This window comes from Bacillus sp. JJ1532, assembly GCF_036965085.1.
Classification (GTDB): domain Bacteria; phylum Bacillota; class Bacilli; order Bacillales; family Cytobacillaceae; genus Cytobacillus.
Map to the genome: position 1 here is coordinate 25508 of NZ_JBALOW010000013.1, position 19363 is coordinate 44870.

18 protein-coding genes and 1 pseudogene are annotated in these 19363 nt (G+C 38.5%); 4 read left to right on the top strand and 15 right to left on the bottom strand.

Going from position 1 to position 19363, the window contains the following annotated elements:
• The 3 genes and pseudogenes from V7122_RS05610 to V7122_RS05620 form a co-directional block, all read right to left on the bottom strand.
• Window positions 1-769, bottom strand: a pseudogene (locus V7122_RS05610) (hypothetical protein); the annotation flags it as partial.
• Between the two features lie 152 nt (window positions 770-921).
• Window positions 922-1725 carry a DUF1444 domain-containing protein gene (locus V7122_RS05615; protein WP_335343832.1) on the bottom strand — a complete coding sequence of 268 codons (804 nt, stop codon included), beginning with the start codon at window positions 1723-1725 and terminating at the stop codon, window positions 922-924.
• 93 nt (window positions 1726-1818) lie between these two features.
• Window positions 1819-2136 (bottom strand): thioredoxin family protein, encoded by a 318-nt coding sequence (locus tag V7122_RS05620; RefSeq protein ID WP_335343833.1) that lies wholly within the window; start codon window positions 2134-2136, stop codon window positions 1819-1821.
• A gap of 838 nt (window positions 2137-2974) precedes the next feature.
• On the opposite strand from V7122_RS05620, the gene V7122_RS05625 reads away from it, so the two are divergent.
• The gene (locus V7122_RS05625; protein WP_438824770.1) at window positions 2975-4540 is read left to right on the top strand and encodes a methyl-accepting chemotaxis protein; all 1566 of its coding nucleotides are present in this window, start codon (window positions 2975-2977) and stop codon (window positions 4538-4540) included.
• A gap of 100 nt (window positions 4541-4640) precedes the next feature.
• Here V7122_RS05625 and V7122_RS05630 read toward each other — a convergent pair whose 3' ends face one another.
• Window positions 4641-5150 (bottom strand): hypothetical protein, encoded by a 510-nt coding sequence (locus V7122_RS05630; RefSeq protein WP_335343835.1) that lies wholly within the window; start codon window positions 5148-5150, stop codon window positions 4641-4643.
• Window positions 5151-5351: 201 nt separating this feature from the next.
• Here V7122_RS05630 and V7122_RS05635 point away from each other — a divergent pair, with 201 nt between their 5' ends.
• A complete protein-coding gene (locus V7122_RS05635; protein ID WP_335526009.1) occupies window positions 5352-5798 on the top strand; it encodes a YtoQ family protein in 447 nt (148 codons plus the stop codon).
• Window positions 5799-5833: 35 nt separating this feature from the next.
• Here the strand turns inward: V7122_RS05635 and V7122_RS05640 are convergent, their stop codons facing one another.
• Together V7122_RS05640 and V7122_RS05645 are read right to left on the bottom strand one after the other, a co-directional pair.
• On the bottom strand, window positions 5834-6343 hold the full coding sequence (locus V7122_RS05640; RefSeq protein ID WP_335526010.1) for a DUF84 family protein: 510 nt from the start codon (window positions 6341-6343) through the stop codon (window positions 5834-5836).
• A 111-nt stretch (window positions 6344-6454) separates the two neighbouring features.
• Entirely contained in the window at window positions 6455-7528 is a 1074-nt protein-coding gene (locus tag V7122_RS05645) for a M42 family metallopeptidase (protein WP_335343838.1), read from the bottom strand.
• A 164-nt stretch (window positions 7529-7692) separates the two neighbouring features.
• Here V7122_RS05645 and V7122_RS05650 point away from each other — a divergent pair, with 164 nt between their 5' ends.
• Complete coding sequence (locus V7122_RS05650; RefSeq protein WP_335343839.1) at window positions 7693-8007, top strand: PepSY domain-containing protein; 315 nt, start codon at window positions 7693-7695, stop codon at window positions 8005-8007.
• A 62-nt stretch (window positions 8008-8069) separates the two neighbouring features.
• Here V7122_RS05650 and V7122_RS05655 read toward each other — a convergent pair whose 3' ends face one another.
• Window positions 8070-8915 (bottom strand): YtnP family quorum-quenching lactonase, encoded by an 846-nt coding sequence (locus tag V7122_RS05655; protein WP_335526011.1) that lies wholly within the window; start codon window positions 8913-8915, stop codon window positions 8070-8072.
• 108 nt (window positions 8916-9023) lie between these two features.
• A complete protein-coding gene (gene trmB, locus V7122_RS05660) occupies window positions 9024-9659 on the bottom strand; it encodes a tRNA (guanosine(46)-N7)-methyltransferase TrmB (RefSeq protein ID WP_335526012.1) in 636 nt (211 codons plus the stop codon).
• A 209-nt stretch (window positions 9660-9868) separates the two neighbouring features.
• Here trmB and V7122_RS05665 point away from each other — a divergent pair, with 209 nt between their 5' ends.
• Window positions 9869-10147, top strand: a complete 279-nt coding sequence (locus V7122_RS05665; RefSeq protein WP_335343845.1) for a YtzH-like family protein — start codon at window positions 9869-9871, stop codon at window positions 10145-10147.
• Here the strand turns inward: V7122_RS05665 and V7122_RS05670 are convergent.
• The 7 genes from V7122_RS05670 to pepV all read right to left on the bottom strand — a co-directional run bounded on the left by V7122_RS05670 (window position 10135) and on the right by pepV (window position 19288).
• Window positions 10135-10923, bottom strand: coding sequence for a phosphotransferase family protein (locus tag V7122_RS05670; RefSeq protein WP_335343846.1), 789 nt, complete (start codon window positions 10921-10923; stop codon window positions 10135-10137). The genes V7122_RS05665 and V7122_RS05670 overlap by 13 nt on opposite strands.
• A 645-nt stretch (window positions 10924-11568) precedes the next feature.
• Entirely contained in the window at window positions 11569-13734 is a 2166-nt protein-coding gene (gene pulA / locus V7122_RS05675; protein WP_335526013.1) for a type I pullulanase, read from the bottom strand.
• Window positions 13721-14698, bottom strand: a complete 978-nt coding sequence (locus tag V7122_RS05680; protein ID WP_335486636.1) for a diacylglycerol/lipid kinase family protein — start codon at window positions 14696-14698, stop codon at window positions 13721-13723. The genes pulA and V7122_RS05680 overlap by 14 nt, the downstream gene beginning before the upstream one ends.
• 24 nt (window positions 14699-14722) lie before the next feature.
• Entirely contained in the window at window positions 14723-15712 is a 990-nt protein-coding gene (locus V7122_RS05685; protein ID WP_335343844.1) for a nuclease-related domain-containing protein, read from the bottom strand.
• Between the two features lie 477 nt (window positions 15713-16189).
• A complete protein-coding gene (gene thpR / locus V7122_RS05690) occupies window positions 16190-16762 on the bottom strand; it encodes an RNA 2',3'-cyclic phosphodiesterase (protein ID WP_335345159.1) in 573 nt (190 codons plus the stop codon).
• A 191-nt stretch (window positions 16763-16953) separates the two neighbouring features.
• The gene (gene dat, locus V7122_RS05695; RefSeq protein ID WP_335526014.1) at window positions 16954-17808 is read right to left on the bottom strand and encodes a D-amino-acid transaminase; all 855 of its coding nucleotides are present in this window, start codon (window positions 17806-17808) and stop codon (window positions 16954-16956) included.
• Window positions 17809-17872: 64 nt separating this feature from the next.
• A complete protein-coding gene (pepV, locus tag V7122_RS05700) occupies window positions 17873-19288 on the bottom strand; it encodes a dipeptidase PepV (RefSeq protein WP_335526015.1) in 1416 nt (471 codons plus the stop codon).
• Window positions 19289-19363: the final 75 nt, after the last annotated feature.

The window sequence follows — 19363 nt, forward strand, 5'->3', positions numbered from 1 at the left end:
CTGGTTGCTCTTCTGTTTCCTCAGGTGCTAGCTGTTCTTCATTTTCTTCAATTGCTGGCTCTTCAGCAAATAAAGCCACAGCTTCTTCTATTTCAGCTTCTCTATAAAAATGATCTGAAATTAGGAATTCTTTTTCCTGTAATTCCTCCATATCCGAATCCTGCTTTTTCTCTATAAACGGCTCTGCATGTTCAGGCTGTTTAGTCAGGTCTTCCATTAAAGAATCAACAAAAGAGTTTAAATCCTCTGATGCTGATTTACGCCCATTTGCAAGTTTTTTCTTAATATCATCGTAAGTAATGTTTTTTGGCTCATATTTATTCAGTGATTGCTTCGTTCGTTTAATAGGTTCTACAGTTATTGGACGTTCAAATCCATAGATGGGCGATGGAATTTCAGTTGGGCGAAAGGGATCTTTTCTTGGAGATGCTTCCCTTTTTTCTTTTACACTATGAACCTTCTTCTCCTTGAGCGAGGGTTCGTTTCTATTGGGTCTATGTTCGGGATTGCGTGCAGCCTGTGGCCTTTCTTCCCTTTTTAATCTAGGCTCTCTTTGTCCTGGCCCATGTTTTTCATCTGGAATCAGCGGAAAACGAAATTGTCCTTTAGGATATTGATATAACACCTTAGCATTAACATCTTTAGAAGGTTCTATTTGATTGTTCATATCAGATCTATCTAGCTGATCTTGAATCATAAAATCTTGGTCATCATTATTCTTATGCTCATCATTTTTGAACATTTGAAATAGCTTTCTAATCCAACTCAATTTATACCAACTCTTTCTTTAATTCTATCTTTTCCATTTTAACAGTATTTCGCGGAAATTGGAGAAAAAATAAGAGATTGAGTCTATTGGGGCAATTTTTCCAAGTAAAAAGGACCACATTTAAGTGATCCCTTTAGTTAAAAATAAGGCTTCTATTTCTTTTTAGTTTGACCAAGGATAAATATTGGTTCCAGCTCCCCGTTTTCATAAAGGAAGGATAAGGCTGTGATAGGTACTCTGCCGCTTGCAAAAAAGCTCATAGTCATCTCTGAGAGAATGTCATAACCGGTGTCGTTCATAATATCAGCAATAATTAACACATCCTGATGCGGTACAGCCACAGCCATTGTGCCTTTCATTTGCTTTGCCTTTTCTTTAAGAAAGGCATCATTTAAAATTCTGCTGGCATCGTAGCCGTCATTTTTATTTAAGAAATAAAACGTATTTCCAGCAACTGTGTCACTTTTCAAATCGGTTGGCAGTGATCGAACGTTAAATAAGGCAATTTCCTTTATACGTTCTGGAACCCAGCCTTCCTTTTGAATGAGGCTAGAATCTATTAAGCGGTAGGTAGTACCTAGGTCCAGGGCATAATAAATTCTTGTCTCTGCAGTATGATCATCTGTTAAAAATGGGATTTCTTCCTCAGATTCAATCGGAAATGAAGTTGAACGAATAACTGGGAAGATGTTTTTTTCATAACCTGACAGCTGAATAGGGGACCCATCCATTGCTTGCAAGCCTTCCTCCACATAATATACAACCTCATCAATTGCTTTTTCCTTCTGAAGTTCCCATTTTGCAATAATCCCTGGTAAAGAGATTGTGATACCCTTTCCAGATTGCTTATTTTCGATGCGAAGCTCATCTTTTTTCCTGTCAAAAGAAAAAGTACGATTCACATTGGCTAATCGTTTCTCCAATTCCTTTTTCATTTTTAAACTATCCATTTTCATTACAGGTTCCTCCTTGTAGGAACTTTTTACAAGCAAAGGGGCTAGACCCCATTATATGTTAGGGCGACCCCTTACGAATCAGTCCATCAAATATTACTTCTCAAGTTTTTCAATAAAATTCTCAATTTCTTCTTGAGTTTTGCGGTCTTTACTGACAAATCGGCCTAATTCCTTCCCATCCTTATAACCAATAAAGCTTGGAATGCCAAAAATGTCAAGCTGGCCGCATAGATCAATAAAATCATCGCGATCTACATATATAAACGTAAATTCCTGATATTTTGCTTCAACTTCAGGTAAGATTGGTTCAATCACACGGCAATCTGGACACCAATCGGCAGAAAACATAAAGATATGCTTCCCATTATCTCTTAGCTGTTCAAATTGTTCCATAGATTCAAGCTTTTTCATTTCCTTCTCCTCCAGTGTGGATTTTCATAATACGAAATCGAATCCAGCTTTTTTCTCATATATTCAGATAATATCAAACTTAACACGACTGGACCATTAATTTGCAATTAAAACATTTTCAAGATTAAATCTAGCCCAATTCCTATTGTTTTAAACGTCATTATTTTACCTTCAAAACCGTCGTTTCCATCCCTGCAACAGCAACGTTTCTTTCCATAGTCCAAATGGTTGATTCGAATACTATCACATATTGTCATAACAGGAAAATAGTTCTATAATTAGATAATATTTAAATTTTTCGAACAATTTATGAACGAGTGAGGTGGACAGTTTGAAAACCATTCGCGGCAAACTGGGACTAGTTTTGCTTTTAACTATCGGAGGACTTATTTTATTACTTTCTTTCAATTTTATTCTTCAAACGATTCAAGACAAAAGCAGGGAAAAAGAAACTGCCTTACTTTCAATAGTTGATGGAAGTAAGGAAATTATTTATAACTTTGCGATGACTAGAAAATATGAACAACAGTTCTTAAGAGCACCAGATCAGCTTGTTGCTGAGCTTGTTATGCAAAGTATTTTAAGAGTGAAATCTGAGTCAAGCAGAATGAGTGAAAAACAAGAAAATGAGAAGATTAAGGGTCAATTTGAAAACGTCAATCAAAATGCAGATTCTTACCTGGAGAAATTCATTATTTTATCGGAAATGTACAAGGAAATCGGCTATAGTGATGATAAGGGCCTTAAAGGGCAAATTGCCATTACGGCAAATCAAATAAGTAATCTGACAAAATTGCTAAAAAACCCTAGTATTGATGAACAGTTTTTACTGATGAGGATGTATGAGAAACAGTATTTGGCTACGAGAAATGAAGAATCGTACCAGCAATTTATCCATTCTGGCGAAGCGTTTAAGAGCGAGTTAGAAGCAAGCGAAAATCTTAATAGCAGCTCTAAAGCATACCTAACAAGATGGCTAACGGAATACAATAATGCTTTAGATGCTATCCATACCTCTTTTCAGCAAACAGAGGAATTTATCATCCTGTTTGATGAAGAAGCAAGGTTAATCGAACAAGCAGCTGGCGAGGTCCAAAGAGGCATTATTGCAAATCAGCAAAACATCCAAAGTGAACTAAAAAAACAAAATGCATTTTATACATATTTAATTTATGCCATAAGTTTATCTCTAGTTATCGCATTAGTGATCGGCGGATTTTTATTATCAAAGGGCATTACTAAATCTATTACTCTTCTAAGAGCTGGTGCTGAGAAAATTGGTGATGGGAATTTGGGCTATCGGGTTCCCGCAATAGCAAAGGACGAAATGGGTGAGCTTGCTCGTACATTTAATCATATGGCTGAAAGGGTTCAGCATTCCTTTCTTCAAATACTAGAATCCTCAACCCAACTCCAAGCATCTTCCGAAAACCTGGCCGCGATTTCAGAAGAAACAACAGCACAGGCAAATGAAGTGGATGCGGCTATTAAACAGATCGCCATTGGGGCTGAGAGCCAATCCTCTCATTTAGAAGAGAGCAGAAAAGAGATTGAAAAAGTTTCTAAAGCGATTTACCATACTGAAAATTTGAGCTATGAAATTTTAGAAGAGGCCGCATTAACTGAGGAGGAAGGGCATAACGGGATAAATACCGTCCAAAATCTCCAGAACATTTCTGATCAATTTCTACACCTTGCCAATCATGTAAATGAAAAGGTAAGTGAGGCTGCACTACAGTCAAGTCATATTACATCAATCGTTGATACAATACAGGACCTAGCTGATAATACAAATCTATTAGCCTTAAATGCAGCAATTGAAGCAGCAAGAGCTGGTGAAGCTGGAAAGGGATTTGCAGTCGTTGCTTCTGAGGTGAGAAAATTAGCAGAACGATCAAAACAAGAGGCACAGGAAATTCATTCACTTGTTTCTTCTATGAATGAAATTATGGAGAAGCTAATGAATGAAACAGAGCAATTTAATGAATATAAGCTTCTTCAAAGTGAATCTGTCCATAAGACAAAACTGGCTTTTGAAACAATCGTCCAACATGTAAATGGTATCCATAAAAAAATAAATACAATTGGTACCTCTGTAAAAGATGTACAAGCTACAAACCATGTATTGAATGAACGGATTCAAGAGGTCTTTACCGTTTCTCGAGACTCTGCAGCAGCTTCTGAGGAAGTAGCAGCATCAAGTGAAACACAGCTTGAGGCCATTTCGAGGGTAACTTTAGCAGCAACTGACCTTAGTGTCATTGCTAGTGATCTTAAACTAGAGGTGAACCAGTTTAGGCTTGATTCAACTGATGAAGAGTTATTCGAGAATGCTGGAAATAGCCGCTCCAAATTAAAGAGTATTTTAAACAACCTGAAATCAAAATTACAAAAAAATAGATAAATAAATAAATAAATAAAAAAGCTAAGCATTTCATTTGAGCGAATGCTTAGCTTTTTTTGCAGTTAGAAAGGCATGACACAGATGATTATTCAAGCTTTCTTTACCTCATCTTAACTGACTGAATAATTTCTGCCATATTAACTGCTTCAGCTGATAGATTTTTGGTTTTCGATTGGGTTGTAATTTTAACCCCGCCTACACCTATAGTCAATTCATTTAATTGATTGTCCGCATTTTTAATTAATAAATAGCCAAAATGCCCGTCTTTTGTAGAAAATGTTTCTTTAAAGTCATATTCCTTTTGCTTTAAGGCTGCCTCGTAAATGACTTTACTTTCAGGCCCTTCATGCGGATTATAAAATAGAATATATGTCTTCGAACCATTCTTTAAAATAATATTATTAGGCGTCTCTTTGTTCACTTCAAACCCAAAAGGCAAATAGAACTTTATATCTTCATTTTCATTATTTGTTGCTTTCGGATCTATTTTGAACGATTCACCAACTTCATCCTTTGCAGCAGTTTGCTCTTCTGTTAATGAGGCAGAACAAGCACTAAGCAGTAAAACAACAACAAACAAGAGCAAGGCAGCTTTTGAATGGTTTATCATACTTTCTTCCTCCTTGCATAGGAAAAACCTTCATCCTTTTCTATCATACATTTCTCATCAGTCATCTGGCAACCCTAATACCTTTAAACAAAGGAAACTAATTGGAGTTAATGGTAAAATATATCAGAGAGCGTTCATGGTGGGCGGTATTAACAATATGATCAGTTAACGCTCACTATCATAATATAAGGAGGAATTCACATGGAATTAACAGTATACTTAGCTGGGGAAATTCACTCAAACTGGCGGGAAGAGCTAAAAGAAGAAGCGAGATCACTTAAACTTCCCCTTCATTTCGTTGGTCCGATGGAAAATCACGACAGATCTGATTATATCGGGGAAGAAATACTTGGCAAACAGCCTAATGCTATTTACCGTGATGAAGCAGCTTCAAGAATAAATAATTTAAGAACACAATTATTAATGCAAAAATCTGATCTTGTAATTGCCTTATTTGGAGAGAAATACAAACAGTGGAATACAGCGATGGATGCAAGTGCTGCCGTTGCTTTAAGCAAACCCCTTATCATCATCCGCCCAGAAGAGCTCCATCATCCATTAAAGGAGCTTTCTAACAAAGCAAGTGTTACCGTTGAAACAGTCAATCAAGCGCTTAAAGTTCTAGTATATATTTTTGATGAAAAATAGGATGTGTTTGAGAGGGAGATAGGCTGCTATCTCCTTTATTTTTTCCTATATTCATACTGGCCAGCAAGAAGCTTAACAACATGTGTGAACATTTCTGAACGGCTGATTTGTCCATTTGTAAATATTCCCACAGCTCCTTCTTTTTTGCGGACATCTTCCTTTTCGGTAAATCTCTCCATAACTGGACCTAACTCTTCCCCCTCAAGCAATCTGTCCGCAACCTCTTTTGGAATAGATATTCTAGCCCCGCCTGCAATGATCGGCGGTTTTCCTTCTTCTGCCAATGCTCCCCAATTACATAGAAATAACCCGTACTCCGTCTCGTGTACACCACCTTCAAGACCAATGCCTATATTCCCGCCACCTGCTTCTAATGCACTGTATGCTCTATTGATTGCCCCTTTAATCGTCTCTTCATCTGAAAAAGGCTGGTCACTCACACCAGACGGAACATTAACTGAAATAAATTCTGTTTGGTCGTTTTGAAAAACGGATTTGACAGCTGATACCTTTGCTGGATTTTTCGAACCTATGATAATTTTCATAATGCCTGCTCCTCTATTGGTATAGAAAAAAAGGCAACAACTAGGTTGCCCCTTTTCGCTTATCTTTTTGCACATGAAATGCTTCGTCAGCTATATCACTGCTTTTCACACTTAGCTATTTTGACGGATAAACTCTAAAGTTGTGCGGTCGCAAGATTTAACAAGCTTCACGAGTAATTCCTTAGCAGCAGCATAATCATCCACATGAACTATGGAAGCATGAGTATGAATATAGCGTGAGCAAATACCAATTACTGCACTTGGAACCCCTTCATTGGAAAGGTGAACACTTCCAGCATCGGTCCCGCCTTGGGAAATAAAGTATTGGTATGGAATATTATTTGTCTCGGCTGTATCTAGGATAAACTCCCTCATTCCACGATGAGTCACCATTGAACGATCGTAGATGCGCAGAAGAGTTCCTTTTCCTAACTGGCCGAACTCATTTTTATTTCCAGACATATCATTGGCCGGACTTGCATCCAATGCGAAGAAAATATCTGGTTTAATCATATTTGCTGCTGTTCTCGCACCACGAAGGCCTACTTCTTCTTGAACTGTTGCACCTGAATATAAGATATTAGGCAACTTTTCATCCTTAACTGCTTCAAGAAGTTCTACTGCCAAGCCACAGCCATAGCGATTATCCCATGCTTTTGCAAGGATTTTCTTTTCATTCGCCATTGGAGTAAATGGACAGATTGGAACAATTTGCTGACCAGGCTTAATTCCAATTTTCTCTGCATCTTCTCGGTCATCCGCACCAATATCAATTAACATGTTTGTAATTTCCATCGGCTTACTGCGCTTAGCTTCATCTAAAAGATGTGGAGGAATGGAACCAATGACTCCAATCACAGGGCCATTATCAGTAATAACCTGAACTCTCTGAGCCAATAGAACTTGACTCCACCAGCCACCTAATGTTTGAAAACGCAGCATGCCGTTATCCGTAATGGAGGTCACCATAAAGCCTACCTCGTCCATATGGCCTGCAACCATTACAGTTGGGCCATTTTCGTCTCCTTTTTTCACTCCAAAGATACTTCCAAGCTTATCCTGGACAATTTCATCTGCATATTGGCCAAGCTGTTCCCTCATAAATTGACGAACTAAATGTTCATTTCCAGGCGCTCCTGGAAGCTCAGTTAATGTTTTAAAAAGTTGTAGTGTTTTTTCGTTCATGAGATTGCTCCTTTATTTTTCTTCCATATATTTTATGTATGCTTCTATTATTTTACAGAACTTTTTGATTGCTTACCACTAATTCAGTTTTTATCCAAGCTATTTCTTTGATAAGATAGTACAGAGATATAATTTGTTACGTTATTTTATAATGGGGGATGCTTATGAACTGGAAATCATTTTTATTAGGTGTTGGGGTTGGCTTAGCAGGCGGGTATGCCGCAAGGGAGCTGCTTGTACAAAAGACAGCCGTTTCACCTGAAAGAGCACTGTCAAATGCAAAGAATGCATTTAAGAATGAGGGGCCTATTAGCGGATCTTGGATTCATATGCAAACGGAGCCGTATCAAAAGGATCAGCTTAAGTATGATGTATATCGAGGTGGGATATCCAGATATACAGGTGAAGAGACAGAACAATATGAGTTTATTGCTGATGCCAAAACAGGAACGATTCTGGACGCCTATAGGCTCGCTTAAATCTGGAACGGTATTCAAAAAAGCTGCACCTCCCATTGTAAATAAGTAGAGGTGCAGTTTTCTTATTTTTCACGAATTCTATCTAGTTTCTTTACTAAATGGCCGTCTTTGTCCCATTTGACCGCTCGATAAAAAGCATCATGGTAGAAAGTAAACCAGGCGTTGTTTTCCAAACCATATTGGATCCATTTTTCCTTTGCCCAAATCGAGTCCATTGGATAGTCATCATAGGCAAGCACCCATAAGACATTTTGGTGAGCATGGGTTGGCATAATATCGCCCATATGAATGAGTATATCATCTCCATCATCAATGATAATAATGGAGTGCCCATCGCTATGTCCGCCTGTATGCACCATTTTTATAGAGCCTAATGACCATTCATGATCAAAAGTAGTGACCTGATCTTTAAGAGTCTCCCAATTCTCCTTCCAATATGTATTACGAGAGCGAATATTTGGGTCTCTCATTTCATCCCATTCTGTTTGCGAAACAATGATTTTGGCATTTGGAAAAACCGAACTGTACGTATCGCCGATCGGATTAGTTAAACCACATGCATGATCAAAATGCAGATGGGTCATTAGGATATAATCTATTTCTGAAGGTTTAATATTTAGTTCTGCTAAATCCTTTACTACTTGTGATTCCTCAATTACACCAAAATTACGTCTTTGTTTTTCAGTTAATTTCCCATTTCCTAATCCAGAATCCACTAAAATATTTTTTCCTTCTGCCTGGATCAAAATAGGATCTGTGCGGAGTTCAATTTGATTTTTTTTATTACAAGGATATTTCTTAGACCACAGCGGCTTCGGAACGACTCCAAACATCGCTCCTCCATCTAGGAAATTTACTCCGCCATGCAGCCATGTCAGCTTTGTATTTTGCAATTGCATTGTCTCCATGTATTCCCCTCCTGTATTGCATATATCTTATCATTTGTGTTTTACTAGTAGAAATATTTCGAATCTTGATCTCAAAGAAAAAAGCTTACCAAGTGATAAGCTTTTTTATCAATATTGGACTTCACATCGATAGATGCGATTTCCTTTTTTTGAAAATTTCTCTTCATATTCTGTCATAATATTGCCTTCAAACCCACTATTATGAAGATCTAAGCTTACGTCCTTAAGAAGCAGGCCATATTCAGAAAAACTCATTAATGAGAACTCGAACAAACCTTGATTATCAGTTTTGAAATGAATTTCGCCATTTTTCACAAGAATTTCCTCGTAATTCTTTAAGAATGTTTTATAGGTCAATCTTCTTTTCGCATGGCGGGTTTTTGGCCAAGGATCTGAGAAATTCAAATACACTCTATCCACTTCTCCCGCCTCAAAAAACTCCCGAAGGTCGGCTGCATTAACATTCATCAGCTTTACATTGGTCAACTCATCTTCGATGATTTTATCAAGCGCCGTCACAATGATACTATCCTGCAATTCAATCCCAATATAATTAATATTCGGGTTAGCCTTAGCCATTCCTGTAATAAAGCGACCTTTTCCTGTACCGATTTCTATATGAAGAGGCTGTTTCTTTTCGAATACATCCTGCCAGTTTCCTTTATTTTGTTCAGGGGCAGACATGACATATTGGGGATACTGCCCAAGTCTTTCCTTTGCCCACGGTTTATTTCTTTGTCTCATACAGACCTCCTGCTAAATAATATCGTTCAAACCATAACATGCCCATATGAACCTTTGCAACACTAAAATGTGGAAGCGCATTGATCAGGGGGCTGAAGCTGGAAAACTAGAATATTAGGCCATGTATAAATAAAAAAGGGAATTCACAACCTAAAATGAATTCCTCTTGTTTATTATCCACTGCTTAATCTTTACAGGGAGTGATCATGATGCCGATCAGCCATCAAGATAAATTAAATTTATTGAAAGATATATTAAACAATCATCAAATGGACTGCTGTGGATCCGTTTCTGAATGTGAACAATTAAAAAGGCTCGTAAAATCACTTATGATGCAGCCAGGTCTTGATCAATATTCACAATCCGTATTGGAAGAAATTTATTATTACAGTCAGCATGGAAGCCAAGCCGCTCAATTAGACAATCATATTGAAGCCCATCAATCAGAACTTTCACAATGGGTGGACGAAATCAATCAATTCTCATAGCCACCAATAATACCTGTTAGAAATTGGAGCCATTTCTCCATTTCTTGGAACCGAAGTTTATTTTTATGCCATTGGATGGATGTGAGAGTTTGCGCAATGACATACCATTTCATTCTTAAAAGTAAATCATCCGTTAGAGTTAGTCCATATCGGCTGACCCAGTCTGCCCATTCTCTCTTAGGGATGTACCAATAGAGCAGCATGCCTAGATCGATCGCTGGATCTGCAATCATAGCCCCGTCCCAATCAATTAAATACAGCTGGTTGTTTTCTGTAAGCAGCCAGTTGTTGTGATTGACATCGCAATGACATACCGTATTCTCATCACATTGTATATTCAGTAATTCTTTCCTAAGAAACTCAAGGGAAACAATAACTGTTTGATTCTGTCTAAGCTCCCCATCTATTTGCTCTTCAATCATGCGCAATAGCATATTTGGATAAATTGGGGATTTTCCTAATCTTTTTAACATGCCAAGCAGAGGTTTTGAACTATGGATTTTTTTGAGCAGCTTTGCCACTCGTTCATTATTCATTTCTGCTTGTTTGAGCTCTCTCCCATTTAACCATTGCTGGGCCGTAATAACATCACCGGTTTCAAGCCTTTTCGTCCAAACAAGCTTAGGAACAATTCCCTCGGCTGATAATACTGCGAGAAAGGGAGACGAATTCCTTTTCAGGAACAATCTTTGCTCTTCATGCTTGGCAAAAAAAGCCTTCCCCGTTGCACCCCCAGCAGGGACGATCTCCCATTCTTGTCCAAATAATTCTTCCAACATTGTTCACCTGCAATTTAGTAAGCCATTTATGCAAATAGCTGTTATAGAAAAGCGTAAGCGGCTTTTAAACCACTGAAGCTAGACAAAAAAGCGTACAAGCCTCATCATGATGTACATACATATAGGCTACCAACTGCTTATTAGAAAAGCGGAAGCGCCTTCGGAACAATTAAAGGACAATTGTTCCTGCGATGAATATTCGCAGAAGCCTTCCTTTGTGGTCACCCCCGATAAGCATAAGACGAGCCTCACGGAAAGGTGAGCTCTACCTTTCAGGATTGGCTTATGACCTCAAGGTCGTCAAAAACGCGATGTCCTCCCAAAAGCTTCACTTTTGGTCGTGCGATGTGTCGCTGACGAAGTTTTCCTTGTCCTGTCGCATTGTCGACACTAATACGTCCTGTACATCGGGGGTAGGCACTGGAGCTAGACAGTTATCTAACTCTAAAAAGTAATAACTAGTAAAAAGAAATAGAAGGCGGACTAAACAGCAAGCCCGCCATTACAAATATAAATGATCATAAATCTACTCGTTATTCAACTATATTATTAAAAGAAAAAAAGCTATTGTTCTATAATTCCCCCAATAGCCATCTTAATAAATTTTATCTCTTACTGCCTTTTTTCGTCAAGTCTATTTATTTAAGTCGACAAAAAACGGCTAACGAGAACATAAGAACTGATGGGCATAAGGGTGATTAAAGGATGTTTAATCACCCTTATCGCATCCAAACCAGCCTTGTTTTCATCTGCCAGCACGTGCCAAACACCTTTTGGAATCTGAACTGATTGCTGGCACTCAGAAGGGTTAATTATCATGATCAAACGATCCCACTGTCCAAATTCACCGACATCCTCTAAAATAATTCCAATTATTTTATTGTCAAAGGGTAAAAAACGTAAATGCTTACGAATTAATTCAGCACTTGAAAACCTAAAAGCTTTGTGTGATTTGCGAATGTTAATCATACCTCTAATATAATCTACATTGTCTGAATATAAGGATTTTCGATCCCAATCCAAATAATTAATCTCATCTGGAGATCGATAGCTATTTCCAATCCCTTTTTTCGTCCTAAAAAACTCCTGGCCGCTATGCAAAAAAGGGATGCCTTGAGCAAGCAGCACCATTACCGTTGCCAGCCGATGCTGACGCTGGATTATCGGATCTGTTTTTTCTGAGGAACATACTAATAGCTTATCCCACAATGTATGGTTATCATGAGACTCCACATAATTAACAGATTGACTAGGTGAATAGAATAGTCCCTTTTCCTTCTTCTCCAATCCAATACTGCCTGCCAATACCTTCTTAGCTGTCAAATAGTATTGATTATTACCAAGAGCATAGCCCTTATCATATAAATTAAAGGTACTGCCCTTTATCGTATCTCGGAACCAATCATTAAATTGACCGATTCCAGGAAGTTGTGCCTGATTACCAATGTTTGCTTTCATACGGGAAAGCAAAGGGGTATTCAAGTCCCATCCTTCACCTATGATAATCACCGAAGGATCTACTGAATTTACTGCCTTTCTCACCTTGTTCATTGTTTCATTATCTAAAATGCCCATTAAATCAAAACGAAAGCCATCTATTTGATACTCATTTAGCCAATACATCACTGAATCAAGAATATATTTTCGCGCCATCAAACGCTCTGAAGCAAAGTCATTTCCAACTCCGGTTCCATTTGATGGGATCCCAAATTGGTCATGGCGAAAGTAGTAGCCTGGGACTATTTTTTCAAAAGATGATGTTTCTCGAATATAAACGTGATTATACACAACATCTATGATGACTCTAATACCTTGAGAATGGATAGAGTGTATCATCCATTTCAATTCTTTAATTCTTGCATAAGGATCCCCAGGGTCAGTAGAATAACTCCCTTCTGGTGCATTAAAGTGCAGCGGGTTGTAACCCCAATTGTATTCTTTTTTTGGTCTACGTTCATTAACACCTTCAAAATCATGTACTGGAAGGAATTCAATATGAGTGATCCCAAGTTCTTTTACATACGATAAACAAGTAGGAAATCCGTCTTTATCTCTTGTATTAAGCTCTCCCGCTCCAAGGTATGCTCCCTTATTCATTACTCCGCTGTTTGGATGAATGGAGAAATCTCTAATGTGGGTTTCATATATGATCGCATCTGTAGGCTGTTCAAGAGGCGGCAGTGGGGGTTTAGCGGTTTTAGTTTTGTTCATATCAATGATGGTGCCATATTCACCATTCATGCTTACAGCTGTGGCATAAGGATCTGCGGCTTCTCTCCATTCTAAATTAACGCAAAGAAGATAGGAGTATTGATAATATTCTAGATCACGGCAGACTGTCAGCTGCCAGACCCCTTTATCGCCTCTATTCATTTCTAGTATTTCTGGCTCTTTGCTTCCCAAAGGGACTAGTTTAACCTTAACAAGGGTCGCAGTGGGTGCCCAAACTTTAAAGCTTGTTTTTTCTTTCAAATAGGAAAAGCCTAGAGAGCCATTATAGAAAAAAGCTTCATCAAAGGCGTTCGTTCGAATTACTGCCCCAATCTGTAAATCTGTTTTCCCTCCGAATTCATCCATGATCCAATATTGCTTGCCAATAATAGGCTCCGCTTCTAATTTACAAATATATTTCATTTTATTTACTAAAGCTATGCGGCTGAGAATGACCATCTTGGAAAAAGGCTCGTTATTGTCATCCATTATCGAAAAAGAAGTGGAAACCCCTCCATGATAATGAAAAGGAAGTAAGACTGTTATTGTTTGCATTTCATCTAAAAAGGCGGAAAATTCACGCTTAATAGAAGTCATTTATGCTTACCTCCTTTTCGTTTAAGCTGCTGTTCGAGACGACTGGCAGTTTCTTTTGACAAGCTGTGACTATGGCAGGAGTTAAACCGATTTCCTCTCCGTCCGCATGGACATGTAGATGACTGTCTGACTTAATTTGAATACTTCTGCCGGTCAAAAAAGAAACCTCTTTAAATCCTGTATGTCCTCCCCAAAACACTGTAATGAAAATGAGTAATAGTTTTATTCTTGATAGGTTATGAACAACTGTTATATTTAACTTCCCATCAAACGGTGAAGCATCGGGGGAAATTTTCATTCCGCCTCCATAATAAGGCTGGTTGGATACCGTCACAAACCATGCGGAAGGAAACGAATATTCACTGCCATCAATTTTGAGATCAATTTGTGTTTTTTTATAGGTAAACAAATTTTTTAATAAAAAATAAACATAGACAAATTTTCCGAGAGAGAGGCGGTTAAATACTCCCTTTATCTTGGATTGGTTAACCTCTTTTGAAATAAGAGCATCAAAGCCGGCTCCCATATTATTAATAAAATAGAGTTCTCTATTGTTTTCGATTGTCATTTTTCCAATATCAACGCATACGGTATTCTCTTGATCTAATTGCTGTAATAAGGTATTAAGTGCCTTGGCTGGGTTTTTGGAAATATTAAATCCTCTTGAGAAGTCGTTGCCTGACCCGCCAGGAATAAAAGACACATGGACATGGTGGAAGTTTGCTGCACCATTAATAACCTCATGCATCGTGCCATCGCCGCCGACAGCTATAATCGTAACTTGACTTCCTTCTGATTTAACGGCAATGGATCGGACAATATCTTTCGCATGACCACGATATTCTGTAAAAAAGGCCATGTAAGGAATCTTTTGTTCAAGGAGAGTCCGTTCCAGCTTTCTCCAAACTTTTTGACAATATCCATTTTTCGCTTGTGGATTAATAATAAAATAAATATTTTTCATAACATCAGCCTTTTAATCGACATTTTAACTTTCGTCTGCTAACTCCCATTCTAACCTTCTTATGGATGACGTTTGGCAATACTGAAGCAAAGCCTGCGCTCCTTTAAGCTGGTTATGCTTTAACGGAGAGCGGAGGTTTCTCATGCTATTAAACCATTCATCATAATTTCTTTTTTCAATCAATTGCACGTCAAATGGTGATGCAGGATAATCGATATAGCCGTTCCGGCAAATAACTGCTTTGTAAATAGGAAAATCAATTTCATTCATCTGAAAAATTTGCTGTACAATTTTTCCTGTCCGATTTAATGCTAAAACCGGATTTAATACCTTTTTTTCCTTGCCTTTCACACGCTTAAGCCAGAATCTTTCTTTTGATCCTATGAAAACAGACAGATCCTCTTCCTCTACAAAGCTTATACACCATACACCAGTAGGGCTGATGATAATGGTTTCTAATTCAACTGGAGCCTTTTTTAATAAAAAAAGCGGGTGATAGAGCACTAGAAACGTATCGGGAAATCGCTGAAGGAAATATTTAAGTCTTTCATCGTAATAATACCTTTTATCGATAAAGGATTTTTCCGTTAAAGTTGAACTTGCCCACTTCATCTGAAAACGAAAGATTTGATCAAGGAATTGATATTTCAAATCCTCTATTGTATCGGGTCTATAAGTAAAACTTGTATGGAAGTCGAGAGACTCCTCCTCGGGTTCCTCCTCTTTTTCCTCTAGTTCTGAATCGAATATCGTTTCATCAATTGATTCACCTTTTCCAAACTTCAACAGACCCTTTAACTTATCCAGTAAAGGCTGCTTTTCGTCCTCTAGCCAATCGGTACTTCCTTGCTGGGTCTGAAGCCCTTCTTGAAAAATGGATGAATCCTCATTCTCCCAGCCAATTTTCAACTTATCCCATTGCTGTTTTTTAAGTCTAACAAAACGTGAAGGATATAAATAAATATTTTGTTCATAACGTGAAACGTAATCCTGCAATTTTATTAATTGTCCCATTTTACCTGCCTGCCTTGTTAGTACTTTATTTCCCCATTTTCAATTAATTAAGCTTAAAAAAATAGCTATTTATCTAATAAATAAAGAATAACTTTTCTCGAGTTTGAGAACTGTCTAGCTCCACAAGGAACGCTTCGGCAGCATAATCATCGCACGAGTAAAAGCGTTAGCTTTTAGGAGGAGCGCCTACCCCCGACGTACAGGACGTACTAGTGTCGACAATGCGACAGGACAAGGAACGCTTCGGAAGCGTAATCATCGCACGACCAAAAGCTGAGCTTTTGGGAGGACGTCGCGTTTTTGTCGACCTTGAGGTCACAAGCCAATCCTGAAAGGTAGAGCTCACCTTTCCGGGAGGCTCGTCTTGTGCTTGTCGGGGGTGACCACAAAGGAAAGCTACTGCGAATATTCATCGCAGGAACAATTGTCCTTTAATTGTTCCGAAGGAGCTTCCGCTTTTCTTATTGTATGCCTATTTTATTCATCCGCCAATGGAAAGCTGGCGATTCTTTCATATTTTGGTGATTTGTCTAAATGTGTTTGGTATAAAACAACTTCATTAGCTGTAAAGGATAGAGGTGAATCATTATATGGATTGTGTTCATTCAACAGGCTTGTATGAAAAGGGGAATCCCCTGTCCATTTTCTAGCCAGTGTAATATGCGGCTTAAATGGTCTTGTCTCCAATTCAAAGCCGGCTCCAGCACATGCTGAAAAAACGATATCCCGAATGGTATTCAGCCTCTCTTCCTTATATGTATCTGCCCAAAAAATTCTTGGTGAATCCTCTCTGCCAAATACACCTAGTTTATTTATTTGAAGAGTAAGAGCCTTTTGGTCTTCTAATCCCTTTTCAATTAGAACTTGTGAGGCTTGAAGCATTTCTTTTTCAGCCGACCCGAGAAACGCCAAAGTGATATGAAGATCCTCATGGTGTACCCACCGTTGAAATGGAAGATTCCTCTTTAATATCGAACATTCTTCCTTTATCTTTAGCTTTGTTGTACTTGGCAAACTGACAGCATAGAAAAAATGTGCCTGACTTCCCATTCTTATCCCTCCATTAATCAATTTCACCTTGGCGAAATTGCGCCCAGATTTTGTCGAGCTTGCTCGATAATTTCCTTTTAAAAAATCTGAGGCATCCGCCGGAGTTTGAACTCCCACTTATAGAAGAGGAAAACTTCTGCCGAATGAAGTTAAAAAAGAACCAGCATCTCATATACTGGTTCTTTCCTATTTTAAAGACTGCCACATTCCTTTTCAATGGCTTGATTAAATAGCTCTTGAATATGTTTAGTTAATGCACCCGGTGCACCATTACCTACTTTCTCTCCATCAATTTCAATAATTGGGGTGACCTCAACCGTTGTTCCTGAGATAAATGCTTCATCAGCCTGTTTCAGTTCTTCCAATGTGAAAGCTCTTACCTCAACAGGAATATCGTTGCTCCGGCAAACTTCTATAACCTTTTGTCTCGTGATCCCATTTAGAATAAGGTTATTGGCTGGATGGGTAATCACCTTTCCATCCTTAATGATGGAAACATTCGATGAGCTTCCTTCTGTTACGGTGTCCCCGCGGTGCTGGATAGCCTCAAAACAGCCTGCTTCTACAGCCTTTTGCTTTGCCATTATATTACCTAGAAGATTAAGACTTTTAATGTCACAGAGTAGCCAGCGAATGTCCTCTACCAAAATCGTTTTCACACCTGTTTTCATGTTTTCAACCGGTCTATCGACTGCTTTCGTATTTGCTACAAATGTTTGGTGAATATCAGAACTTGGAAAAGCATGACTTCTTGGAGAGATTCCTCTAGTAACCTGCATATAGATCGTACCCATTGTAAGTTGATTCTTTTCAATCAATTCAGAGAGCATATTCCTTAATTCCTCTACGGAATCGGCTATCTTCATGTTAATCTTTTTTCCACTTTCAATCAGACGCTCTAGATGCTCTTTGGCTGTAAACATCTTCCCGTTGTAGACCCGAATGACTTCGTAAACTCCATCGCCAAATTGATACCCGCGATCCTCGATATCAATCTTGGCCTCAGTACGGTTAATAAACTCCCCATTAATGATGACATACTCCATGCTTGTCGCCTCTTCCTCATCCTAGTATTTCGTAACTTCGGAGCAATTTTAACAAATATTTTTCTTACTTGGCAAGCTCATAGATGGCCTGAGCATATATAGCAGCAGCTTTTAACATATCTTCAATATAGATATGTTCATCCTTTTGATGAGCTACATCTTCTCTCCCAGGGAATAACGGTCCAAATGCAACACCTGATTTCAAGGAACGGGCATATGTTCCGCCCCCGATGGAAAGCAACTCAGCTCCCTTGCCTGTTTGCTCTTCGTACACTTTTTTTAATGTCTGGATTAAGAAGTCATCCTCTTCCACATGGTGTGGCTTCGAATCTGTAAAATTCTCTATTGAAACATTTTCTTCCTTTAGAATGCTTTCAAGCCTATGTTTTGTTTCTTCCATTTTGTTTGTTACTGGATAGCGCAGATTTAGACCTAGCCTTCCGCCCTCGGCTTGCGTATAAACAAGCTTTCCTACGTTAATTGTTAAATCTCCTGTAATATCATCCTTATAATCGATCCCAAGCTTTTTCCCACGGGAATCCTCCCAAAAATAGGTAGATACAAATTTTAAAAATTGGTCTGCCCTGGAATCCAATTTCAATTGTGTAAGAAACTCAGCCAAATATAGACCGGCATTTTTCCCGTGGTCAGGCTCCATTCCATGAGCGGAAACTCCTTCAGTTTCCAATATTAATTCACCGTTATCTATGTAATACTTCCCTTTAAGCTCATACTGACTTAGAAAGCCGGTATATTTTTGAATAATTTCTATAGACTCATATTGTACGCCAAGAGCTGCCCGAGCAAAATCAGGGACCATATTATATCTTCTGCCTGATTGGAAGCTTAGTACCTCTACTTGAAAATCTTTTTCTTGAATCTCTACAGTTCCTTGAACTAGGTCAAAGTCAGAAATTCCCTTCTCTGCATAAATAATCGGAAAATCAGCATCCGGCGCAAATCCCATTACTGGCATTTCTTCATGTTTAAAATAATGCTCTACACAGCGCCAATCACTTTCTTCATCTGTACCTATAATCATACGTACTCGCTTATTCAACGGAAGCCCGAGCTCCTTCACAATTTTCATCGCATAATAAGCTGCCATTGTTGGCCCTTTATCATCAATTGCTCCTCTCGCATACAGTTTTCCGTCACGAATTTCGGCGCCGTATGGATCGCTCGACCATCCGTCTCCTTCAGGTACAACATCGACATGGCAGAGAATCCCGACAATCTCATCCCCCTGTCCAAACTCCAAGTGACCAGCAAGGTTACCCACATTCTTAGGAGTAAACCCATCTTTTTCTCCAAGCTTCAGCATAAAATCAAGTGCTTCCTTTACCCCTTCACCTAAAGGAGCCGCCTCTGTTGAGTTTTCTTCATCTAACACACTTTTTATTTGTAAAAGTTTTTTTGTGTCCTCAAGCAGAGCTTCTTTTCTGTTTTCGACTTCTTGCTGCCAATTAATAGCACTCATAGCTCTTCCTCCTTTGTTCTTTGCTAAGAAATGTATCGTTGTGCGACCTCTGATTTATTATATCTCTCTTTCAAA